The 11400-nt window shown below is 59.5% G+C and carries 7 protein-coding genes; 3 read left to right on the plus strand and 4 right to left on the minus strand.

The genetic code is table 11. The features are described 5' to 3' along the window. The 4 genes from BFL40_RS29460 to BFL40_RS29475 form a co-directional block, all read right to left on the minus strand. Positions 1 to 1204: IS256 family transposase (locus BFL40_RS29460; protein WP_071483370.1), on the minus strand; the 1204-nt coding region annotated here is incomplete at its 3' end. Positions 1205 to 1276: 72 nt separating this feature from the next. Continuing rightward, a complete protein-coding gene (locus tag BFL40_RS29465) occupies positions 1277 to 2722 on the minus strand; it encodes a mechanosensitive ion channel domain-containing protein (protein ID WP_071487245.1) in 1446 nt (481 codons plus the stop codon). A gap of 167 nt (positions 2723 to 2889) precedes the next feature. After that, positions 2890 to 3756: a pirin family protein gene (locus BFL40_RS29470; protein WP_071487246.1), complete on the minus strand. Its 867-nt coding sequence runs from the start codon at positions 3754 to 3756 to the stop codon at positions 2890 to 2892. Between the two features lie 76 nt (positions 3757 to 3832). Then, positions 3833 to 5038: a multidrug effflux MFS transporter gene (locus tag BFL40_RS29475; protein ID WP_071487247.1), complete on the minus strand. Its 1206-nt coding sequence runs from the start codon at positions 5036 to 5038 to the stop codon at positions 3833 to 3835. 99 nt (positions 5039 to 5137) lie between these two features. On the opposite strand from BFL40_RS29475, the gene BFL40_RS29480 reads away from it, so the two are divergent. The 3 genes from BFL40_RS29480 to BFL40_RS29490 form a co-directional block, all read left to right on the plus strand. Further along, entirely contained in the window at positions 5138 to 6244 is a 1107-nt protein-coding gene (locus tag BFL40_RS29480; protein ID WP_071487248.1) for an efflux RND transporter periplasmic adaptor subunit, read from the plus strand. 2 nt (positions 6245 to 6246) lie between these two features. After that, positions 6247 to 9330, plus strand: a complete 3084-nt coding sequence (locus tag BFL40_RS29485) for an efflux RND transporter permease subunit (RefSeq protein ID WP_071487249.1) — start codon at positions 6247 to 6249, stop codon at positions 9328 to 9330. A gap of 146 nt (positions 9331 to 9476) precedes the next feature. Further along, positions 9477 to 11400, plus strand: a 1924-nt coding sequence (locus BFL40_RS29490) for an RHS repeat domain-containing protein (protein ID WP_177217209.1), incomplete at its 3' end; no start/stop codon positions are given.

An 11400-nucleotide genomic window follows, 5' to 3' on the forward strand; every position in this document is an offset into this window, starting at 1 on the left:
CATTCTTCCAATCATGAGCTGCGCTGCCCCAGTTCGCAGTGATATTGCGTAAGCCCAGCCAGATCAACTTTGTCGCTGCTTCGTCCGTCGGGAAGTGGCCTCGGGTCTTAATGATCTTTCGCAATTGAGCATTGATACTCTCGATGGCGTTCGTTGTGTAGATCACTTTTCGTATCGCCGGGGGAAACACGAAGAACGGAATGACGCGATCCCAAGCGCGCTTCCAAGCAGCTACCACCGTCGGATATTGCCTGCCCCAAGGCCCTGTTTCGAAGGCCAGAAGCGCTTGTTCGGCCGTGTCCGCGTTAAGCGCTTGATAGATCGGCTTCAGTGCTTTTGCCAGTTCGCGACGCTTATCCCACGGTGCGTACTCAAGGCTGTTACGGATCAGATGAACGATGCAGGTCTGCAATGTCGCGTCAGGAAACACTGCAGCCAGGGCTTCGGGCATGCCTTTCAGACCGTCAGTTACCGCAATCAAGACGTCCTCGACACCCCGGATCTTCAGGTCATTGAAGACTTTCATCCAGAACTTAGCGCCTTCGGTTGTCTCAATCCAAATGCCCAGAATATCTCGCGTGCCGTCTGGTAAAACACCCAGCGCCAAGTAGATAGCCTTGTTACGTACCAAACCTTCATCGCGAATTTTGACGCGTAAGGCATCGAAGAAAATCACTGGGTACATCGGCTCAAGCGGCCGTTGTTGCCAAGCGGTGACTTCCTCCAAAACGGCGTCGGTCACCGAGCTGATGAAGTTGTGCGAGACGTCTGTTCCGTACTGTTCCGACAGAAACGCACGGATCTCACGCACCGTCATGCCTCGGGCGTACATCGCAATGATTTTGTCGTCAAAGCCGGTAAAACGGCGTTCATGCTTGGGGATCAAGATCGGCGCAAAGCTTCCATCGCGATCTCGGGGAATATCCAGGCGAAGTGGGCCGTCATCGGTCAACACTGTCTTACCGCTTTTTCCGTTGCGCTGATTGCTCGACTCCTCAGGGCGCTCCGCGCCCTGAGGATAGCCAAGGTGATGACCCAGTTCGGCACCGAGGGCTCGTTCGATGAGCGCCTTTTTGAACGCCATCGAGGCGTCCTGAATGGCTTCGGCACTCATCGGGCCACTGACGAACTGGTCGATCAGCTCTTTTGGAATCGATGGAAGGTCGCGCTGGGCCTCACGGGCCGGTTTCTTTTTGGTCGGCATACATGCACCTCTTCAACATGTTATGCCCGAACACAAAATTTATGACAGTCCCCCATGTATTCATAACTTTCGTCACAACCCCCGCCCCCTCAGCCACTGCATAAACCCCTTCTTCACCGGCACTACAGGCGTGTCCTGAATCAACGCCTGCGCCGTGTGCAAACGAAAATCCAACAGCGCCTTCATCGCCTCACTGATGTCATGCCGCGCATCCAGACAAGGCTTCAAATACTCCTTCTCGATCCGATACAGCGTACAAAACGTCTTCGCCGAAAAGTCCGCCAACGCCGCCTTATCGGACAAAATCCCCGCCTCGCCAATCACCTCCCCCGGCCCCATGCGCCCGGCTTCAAACTTGTGCCCACCCTTGACCAACATCACCGAAACCACACCCGACTCGATGATAAACAAATGATCACTGACCTCCCCCGCCGGCAAGATCATCTCGCCCGCACGGTAGGTATGCAGGGTCATGTTCTGGCTGAAGGTGTCTTTCTCCTCCTGACGCAAGGTGGAAAAGATCGACGACCGCTCCAACAACGCCCGCGCACCGGAAATCGCAGGCGGTGCGCTGCTTTCGGTGGCGGACAACAAACCCACGCCCGCCGCTTGAAGGTGCCGAAAGGCCAAATCGTAAAGCTGGTTGCGCACCTCTCGCTTAAGCGTCATGGCCGGCACAAAGCCGCTGATTTCATACTCGACGCCGCCACTGGCCGAGGTCTTGAACGCCACACTGGGCGCCGGTTTCACCAGCAGCGGCCGACAACCTTGCATCGCGCGCTCCAGCGCCTCGATCACGGTTTGCGGGCGCGCATGGGGGCTGACCTGCAGGCTGACTGCCAGGCCGAACATGTCCGCCGGGCGTGAGAAGTTGATGATCTTGGCCTTGGCTGCCAGGGAGTTGGGGATCACCGCCATGCTGCCTTGGGAGGTTTGCAGGCGTGTGGCACGCCAGTCGATATCGGTGACGCGGCCTTCGGTACCGTCGATGGAGATCCAGTCATCAATCTGGTAGGGCTTGGTGGTGTTGAGGACGATCCCGGAAAACACATCGCTCAAGGTGCTTTGCAACGCCAGGCCGACGATGATCGCCACGGCGCCGGAGGTGGCGAGTACACCCTTGACCGGCAGGTCGAGCACGTAGGCCATGGCCGCGATGATCGCGATCAGGAAAATCACTGCCCCCATCAGGTCCTGTAATAACCGCCCGCCATGCCCGACTCGCTGCATCATCACCGTGCCGAGTAATACCGTCAGGGTGCGCGCAGCGAACAGCCACCAACCAATCTGCAAGGCAGTGGCGGATAGGTGCAAAGCGGTGTTATCGGCATACGGCGCAAGTTGCATGGGGTTCATGCCGTCGTTGAACAGCACGGCGCTGTACACGGCAAAGATCACCAACCGTGCCGCCAGCTTCCAGTTGGAGAGGTTGACGGAAATAAGACGCCACACGGCGATGTCGATAAAGATCAGCGCCACGGCGCACAACATCGGGTGATCAGCGATAAATGAGGGCATCCAGGCGACTCCAGGGCGAATGTCCAGAAGATCGCATGAATTGAGAACGCTGGAAAACAAAATGTGGGGCTGGCTTGCCTGCGATGCAAGCACCTCGGTCTGTCAGCTAGACCGTGGTGATGCGATCGCAGGCAAGCCAGCTCCCACAGGGGTTTGGCGGTGGGCAGTTAAGCCTGCATCTGCCCGAACTTGCCCGACTGGAAGTCGGCAAATGCTTGGTGAATCTCCTGCTCGGTGTTCATCACAAACGGGCCGTGGCCGACGATGGGTTCGTCGATCGGCTCGCCACTGAGCAGCAACACCTTGGCGTCGTCATTGGACTCCAGCGTGAGTTGATCACCGTCGCGCTCGAACAGCGCCAATTGCCCTTGGCGCGCAACTTCCTCGCCATTGACCAGCACCGTACCGCGCAGGATCACCAAGGCGGTATTACGCCCGGCGTGCAGGTCCAGCGTGACCGCTTTACCGGCGTTAAGGCGCAGGTCCCACACGTCGATTGGCGTGAAGGTGCGGGCCGGGCCCTTGGCACCTGCAAAATCACCAGCGATCAAGCGCAGTTGTCCGGCATCGTTGGCCAACGGCAGCACCGGAATATCGCCATCGACGATCGTTTGGTAACCGGCGTCGGCCATTTTGTCCTTGGCAGGCAGGTTGACCCACAGTTGCACCATTTCCAAGGCCCCACCGCTACGGGCAAAGTCTTGGGAATGGAACTCTTCGTGGAGAATGCCCTTGGCCGCAGTCATCCATTGCACGTCGCCAGGGCCGATTTTGCCGCCGGCGCCGGTGGAATCGCGGTGCTCGACTTCGCCATCGTAGACGATGGTCACGGTTTCAAAGCCTCGATGAGGGTGCTGGCCGACGCCGCGACGTTGTTCGGTAGGTGTGAAATCGGCAGGGCCGGCGTGGTCCAGCAACAGGAATGGGCTGATGTGCTTACCCATCGAGTCGTAGGAAAACAGCGTGCGCACCGGAAAACCGTCGCCGACCCAATGGGCGCGGGGGCTGGTGTAGATACCGATCAATTTTTTCATGGTGTACCTCCAAAGTGTCTACACCATAAGGCTGCCGGCGCTTGAGTACTAGCCGGCAAAAGCAGCCCTGATCGTTCTATGTATAGGACAATTCTTTGACTGGGCGCTGGCGTAATAGATGGAACGCTACGAAGGCCGATACCGCAAAACCTGCTTGAATGATGATCATCGGCGTGGCGCTGCCATCACGCAGATGGCTCAGCAAAAGGCCACTGCACGTCGCACCAAACATCTGTGAAAACCCCATCAAACCCGCCGCCAACCCAGCGCGGTGTGCGTTTGGCATCACCCCACCGGTCACGGAGCCTGGCAACACCAGGCCGCCGCCAAGGGTGACCAGGGCAATCGGGATATCCAGGCCCAAAACCGACAGGCCAAACAGTTCATAAATCACCACCGCCGAGATCCCACCGGTGGCCACCAGCGTCACGCCCATCGCTACAATCCGCTGCGGCCCCAGGCGCATGATAGTGCGCCGGGTGTAGGTGGAACCGACGATCAGCATCGACACCATTGCGCCGAAATTAATCCCGTATTCCAGGCTGCTCAGGCCCAGCAGGTTGATGTACACCGCCGATGAACCGGCGATCACCGCGAACATGGCGCCATAGGTGCACGCCAGCGTCACCGCGAACGCGCGATATTGGCGGCCCTTGAGCACATCCAGGTACTGCCCGCCAAGGGTGCGCCAGTGGCCAGCCTTGGGGTCTAGGTGGTGGTTGCTCTCGCGAAAGAACAACAACGCCACCAGCAACACCACGCTGCCAATCGCCAGGGCGAGGATGATCGGCGCACGCCAGCCCAGCAGCTTGATCAGCAGACCGCCGATCATGGGCGCAACAACAATGGCGTAAAGCATGCCGATCATGGTCAGCGCCAGGGCGGGCCCCGCTTCGGCCTTCCACACATCACGCACCACGGTGCGCGCCAACACCAGCGCGGCGCAGGCGCCCAGGCCTTGCAGCACACGGGCGGCGATAAATGAGTCGATATCATTGACCAGCAGCATCGACAGGGTGGCCAACACATACAGCGCCAACCCGCCGATCAATACCGGGCGACGACCGATACGGTCCGACAGCGGCCCGAACAGTAACTGCCCCAGGCCAAATGCGGCGACAAACGCCGACAGTGCCATCAACGCCGAACCCGGCGGCGCGACCAGCGCCTGCTCAATGGCGCCGAGGCCGGGGATGATCAATTGGGTCGACACCTCACCCAGTGCCGTAAGGGCCACCAGTAAAAACAACACGCTACGCGAAGGGGCCGGGGCGTTCGACATGGGGATTATCCGGGGGCTGGATTAATTTATATTTCGACCATAATATGAGCAAAAAATTATGTCCATAATTTTTTATCCAATGGTCCCCCGGAGCCCGCCATGAACCCTCTCCCCCTGCGTCTTCTCACGCCCCTGGCCCTGTTGATCATCCTCAGCGGCTGTAACAGCAAGGCCGACACCGCCGTCGAAGTGCCCCTGCCCCGCCCGGTTCTAGCCGCGAAAGTGGAAGCCGCCGGCACCCAGCAAAGCGCCTATACCGGCGTGGTCGCGGCGCGTACTGAAAGTGACCTGGGCTTCCGAGTCGGTGGCAAGGTCATCGAGCGCAAGGTCGACCCCGGCCAGCACGTCTCCCGTGGCGACACCTTGCTGGTGCTGGACATCGGCGACTTCGAACTGGCGCTGCGCTCGGCGAAAAACCGCGTGAACGCCGCCCAGGCGCAACTGCGCCAACGCCGTGATGATGAAAACCGCTACCAACGCCTGGCCAATACCGGCGCGGTGTCGCGGCAAATTTTCGATCAGTCGGCGACCAACCTGCGCGTGGCTGAGGCCGAACTCGCCTCGGCGCAATCCGACGCCAGCCAGATCGAAAACCGTCGCACCTATTCGGTCCTCAAGGCGGATGGCGACGGCATCATCACCGACGTACGCGTCGATCGCGGCCAAGTCGTCGCCGAAGGGCAAATCGTCGCACGCCTGGCCCATGACGGCGCCCGCGAAGCCATCGTCAACCTGCCGGAAAACCAGCGCGACCAGGCTTCACAAAGAGCCCTGGCCTTCCCCTTCGGCGCCCCGGACCAGGCCGTGACCGCCACCCTGCGCGAGCTGTCCGCCAGCGCCGATCCCACCACCCGCACCTACCGCGCACGTTACGTATTGCACGGCGCCGTCGAGCGTTTCGCCCTCGGTTCCACCATCACCGTACGCCTGCAAGGCAACGGCCAGGCGCAGCAAACCCGCGTGCCCATCGGCGCGTTGCAAGACGCAGGGCTTGGCAGCGGCGTGTGGCTGATCGGCGATGACAACAAGGTCAGTTTCGCCCCAGTAAACGTCGCCAGCCTCGGCCAGGAAGACGCCCTGCTCGACAGCGGCGTGGCACCCGGCCAAATCATCGTTGCCCTCGGTGCGCACCTGCTGCACAGCGGCGACGCAGTGCGCCTGCTACCGGCCCAAGCACTGGCCCTCAACCGCAAACAGGACCATTGAGCATGCGCGGCATCAACCTCTCTGAACTGGCGGTCAAACACCGCGCGGTCACCTTGTTTTTGATCATTGCGATCCTCGCCGCCGGGATTTTCTCGTTCGGCAAACTGGGGCGCGCCGAAGACCCGTCGTTTACCGTCAAGGTCATGACCATCACCGCCGCCTGGCCCGGCGCGACCGCCCAGGAAATGCAGGAACAAGTCGCCGATCGCCTGGAAAAACGCCTGCAGGAGCTGGACTACTACGACCGCGTCGAGACCATCGCCCAGCCGGGTTTTGTGTCGATGCGCATGACCTACAAGGAGTCCACCCGCCCCAGCGAAATTCAGGACCTGTTCTACCAGACCCGCAAAAAACTCAGCGATGAAGCCGCGAAACTGCCCAAGGGCGTGATCGGCCCGTTCTTCAACGATGAATACTCCGATGTGTACTTTGCGCTGTATGCCCTGGAAGCCGAACACCTGCCGCATCGGCAACAGGTGCAAATGGCCGAAGAGCTTCGCCAGGGCTTCCTCAACCTGCCCGGGGTGAAGAAGGTCAATATCCTTGGCGAGCAGGCCCAGCGGATCTTTGTCGAGTTTTCCTATGAGCGCCTGGCGACCTTGGGCATCAAGCCTGACCAGATCTTTGCCGCCCTCGCCGCGCAAAACGCAGTGGCCCCATCGGGCTTTGTCGAAACCGCCGGTGCCCGCGCTTATATCCGCATTGACGGTGCGTTCGACAGCCTGTCGCTGATCGAAAACGTGCCCCTGGAAGTCAACGGCCGCGTGCTGCGCATTGCCGATGTGGCCACCGTCAGCCGAGGTTATGAAGACCCGCCCAGCTACCGCATTCGCCACCAGGGCGACCCGGCGCTGATGCTCGGCGTAATCATGGAGAAGCACTGGAATGGTCTGGAACTGGACAAAAGCCTCAAGGCCCAGGAAGCCAGAATCCAGGCTGACCTGCCTTTGGGCGTGAACTTCGCCAAGGTCTCCGACCAGGCGAAAAACATCAGCCTGGCGGTGAATGAGTTCATGCTGAAATTCTTCGTTGCCCTGGCCGTGGTGATGATCATCAGCCTGTTGGCCCTGGGTTTTCGTGTAGGGCTGGTGGTCGCCGCTGCGGTGCCGCTGACCTTGTCGGTGGTGTTTGTGATCATGCTGCTCACCGGGCGCGAGTTCGACCGCATCACCCTGGGCGCGCTGATTATTTCCCTCGGGTTGCTGGTGGATGACGCGATCATTGCGATCGAGATGATGGTAGTGAAACTGGAAGAAGGCTTTGACCGGATTCACGCCGCCACTTTCGCCTGGAGTTCAACGGCGGCGCCGATGCTGACCGGCACTCTGGTGACCATCATCGGCTTCCTGCCGGTGGGTTTTGCCCGCTCGGCGGCCGGAGAATATGCCGGGAATATCTTCTGGATCGTCGGCTTTGCGTTGATCTCATCCTGGCTGGTGGCGGTGGTGTTCACCCCCTACCTCGGCGTGAAATTGCTGCCGCAGATCAAACCGGTGCCCGGTGGCCACGACGCCATTTATGCCGGGCGCTATTACCAGAAACTGCGCAGCCTGGTGCAAGCCTGTGTGCGCAGGCGCTGGCGGGTGACCGGGTTGGTGGTAGCCGCGTTTGTGCTGTGTGGCTTGGGCATGGGTGTGGTGAATAAGCAGTTTTTCCCCAACTCCGATCGCTCCGAACTGATCCTCGAGGTGTATTTGCCGCCTGGCAGTGCGCTCAAAAGTACCGAGGCGGTGGCGGCGCAGCTGGAAAAGGCCTTGATGAAGGAACCACAAACCCTTTTGGTCGACACCTATGTAGGCGGCGGTGCGCCACGGTTTTTCCTGTCGCTGAACCCCGAGTTACCAGACCCCGCGTTCGCCAAGCTGATCGTGCAAACCCCGGATTCCCATGCCCGCGACGCGTTGAAACGGCGGATGCGTGAACGTATTGCCGCCGGTGAATTTCCAGCGGCGCGAGTACGCGTCACGCAATTGCTGTTCGGTCCACCCGTGCCATTTCCGGTAGTGTTTCGCGTGTCCGGTCCGAACATCGATGTGCTGCGTGGTGTGTCCGAGGACGTACGCAAAGTCGTTGCCGCCAACACGCTGACCAAGGACGCCTTCCTCGATTGGGGCGAGCGCGCCAGCGGTTATCGCCTGATTTTGGATCAAGACCGCCTGCGCCTGTTGGGCTTAACCCCCAATGACGTCAAGTCGCAGTTGAATGCCTTGCTCAGTGGCAACCCGATTACTGAAGTGCGCGAAGGTAATCGCACCGTGTCCGTCATCGCCCGCGCCCAGGGCAGCCAGCGCGAGAACCTCGGCAACCTCAATAACATGACCTTGACCAACAGCGCCGGTACCTCGGTGCCGTTGGCCCAGGTCGGGCATTTCCAGGCGGTGATGGAAGAACCGATCCTCAAACGCCGCAACCGTGCGACCACCGTGGAAGTACGCGCCGACATCATCGACGGCGTACAACCGCCCGACGTGGAAATGGCCGTGTACAAAGACCTGCAACCGCTGATCGCCAAACTGCCTGCCGGTTACCAGGTCGACATCGGCGGCCCCGTGGAGGAAAGCGCCAAGGCCAACGTCGCCCTGGCGGCGCTGTTCCCGATCATGATCTTGCTGACCCTCACGGTAATCATGTTCCAGGTGCGTTCGTTCGGCGTGATGTTCATGGTTTTCGCCACCGCCCCCCTAGGCTTGATTGGCGCAGTGCCAACGTTGCTGCTGTTCAATCAGCCGTTCGGGTTTAACGCGATCCTGGGCTTGATCGGGATTGGTGGCATCCTGATGCGCAACACGCTGATCTTTACCGACCAGATTCGCCAGAACCAGGAACACGGCATGGCGACTCGTGAGGCAATCGTCGAAGCCACAGTGCGCCGAGCAAGACCGGTGATTTTGACTGCGTTGGCAGCGGCGCTGGCATTTATTCCGCTGACGTTATCGGTGTTCTGGTCGTCCCTGGCCTACGTGCTGATTGGTGGGGTGTTGGTGGGCACGGTATTGACGCTGTTGTTCCTGCCAGCGCTGTGCAGTTTGGTGCTTGAACGAAAGAGCACAAAAGCTGCTGAAACGTCCCACGTAACAGCCGGATAAGCTCTACAGCCCTTTCTTGAAAACCTCTGCAAAGTCCTTCGCCTGATCACACAGTGCGAGGGATTGCAGATGGTTTTTTTCGTTAATGCCCTGATTAATGGGGCTGCGTTTTGAATCCGGCCATTGGCAGGCTGGCCCTGACCCCAATGGATGTAAAGACGATCGATGTTGAGAGCGTCTTGCGTGATTTCCGGGGATGCCTGAACACCTTTGACGAGTGGGCTGAGAGCTTTTGGAGCTTTTCGGCGCTGGATGTCGAGCAGGTATTCAAGGTCGGAGAAGAGGTGGCGCTGGTCGCCCCCATCAACCGCTCCATCATTCCCAGCAGCACCGTCGCCACCTGCCAAGCCAATGGCACGTTGACCCTGGTGCACATGTTTCAGAGCTCGCGATTTGTGCCCATCGGCAACACGCCGGTGGTACTACAACGCGTCGACCCCAAAGGCGGCCCGCTGGGCGAACCGATCTACAAGACCATCGGCCCGAGCGGCATCCTCGAAATCAACGAGTGTGATCGTAACCAGAAGTACCGAATCAATTTTTATCCCAACGTTTCCAAGGATCACGTCAAGGCGCTGTATGCGTCTTATCAGTCTGTGATCGAGGGGTTGGAAGTTCGTCTGCGCGAAGAATGGAACAGCACCTTTCAAGCGCAGTGGAAAGACTATACGGACGCCAAGCCGCTTGACCGACGCAGGATGCTGGAAGCGGCATTTCTCAGCGGCATGGGCAACGCGCTCTACAGCCTGTGGGACAACATCACGCAGCTGTATGACTTGCTGGCAGACATAAAACCTAACAGCGAGAAGTTGCTGCACTACATCTCCCAAGCCGAACTTGATGAGCTTTTGAAGCTGGGTAACGACGCCATTGCCAGTGGCTTGTTGGTGCTTAGCGATGAGCCGCTGTTGTTTATCTATGCGTCGGCAATGGTCAGTTGGATGCGGATGCTACCGCCGCCGGAAATGAATGAGTTGATGGGGGAAATCACCGGCGAGGTGTTGATCAACCTGTTTTTGATCTGGTCGACGCGAGGCATGGGGGTTCGGATTCGCCTGGGTGTTCAGGTCTTGAGTCATATCAAATCCGGACGTGCACGCAAGTGGTTGGAGACGCTGGCTGAGCAGCTTGTGGTGCCCAAGTTGGAAGCGCACGCCGAGGCAGTGAAGCCTTTGTTGCTCGGTAGCGCGGCGACGTCGATCAAGACGATTCCGGCTGTGCCCTTAAAGGCTGGGGAAACTTTGGTCTCGAACCCGGTGCCTGCGGTTCGTAGCAAGACGCAGCGGACGGCGTTGGTCAGGCAGGAGCATGTCGATGATGTGCCTGCCTCGGGGAAGAACCCGAACGGGGATGCGGCGGCGCCTGCGGATAAGACGGCTACCAACGGTTGCCCGGTGTCGATGGTGACCGGGGAGGAGTTACTGACCCTGACCGATGGTGCGCTGGACGGGATTTTGCCGTTTGAGTGGACGCGGTTGTATCGCACCAGTGCGGTGGAAGTGGATTGCGGGTTGGGGTTTGGCTGGAGTCATTCGCTGGCGCAGCGACTCTCGGTGGTGGGTGATTTGGTGGTTTGGACGGATCACGAGAATCGCATTACTGAGTTTCCGTTGCCCACTGCCTCTCGTCCGGCGATTTCCAATAGTTTGGCCGAAGCGGCGATTTACTTGGGCTCATTGCCTGATGAGTTGGTGCTGGCGCAGGCGTCGCGGTTCTATCACTTCCGCGATGGTGTGCTGACAGCCATCAGCGATGGGTATGACAACCGGCTGCGGATTTTTCGTGATCTGTTGGGGCGGGTTGAGCGGCTGGATAACGGTGTCGGCCGTTCGCTGCTTTTGCGCTATGAACTCGGTCGCATTGTTGCGGTGGAGTACCAAGTTCATCGGGCCGAGGGACCGGGCCCGTTTGTCTGGGTCACTGAGCAAAACGTCATTTCCTACGCCTATGACGGCGCCGGCCGGTTGGTTTCGGCGACCAACGCGGTAGGTGAAAGCGAGGTTTATCGGTACGACGATCAGCACGTCATTCTCGAACGGCAGTTGGCCGGTGGGGCGAGTTTCTTCTGGG

The organism is Pseudomonas costantinii, assembly GCF_001870435.1.
Classification (GTDB): Bacteria; Pseudomonadota; Gammaproteobacteria; order Pseudomonadales; family Pseudomonadaceae; genus Aquipseudomonas; species Aquipseudomonas costantinii.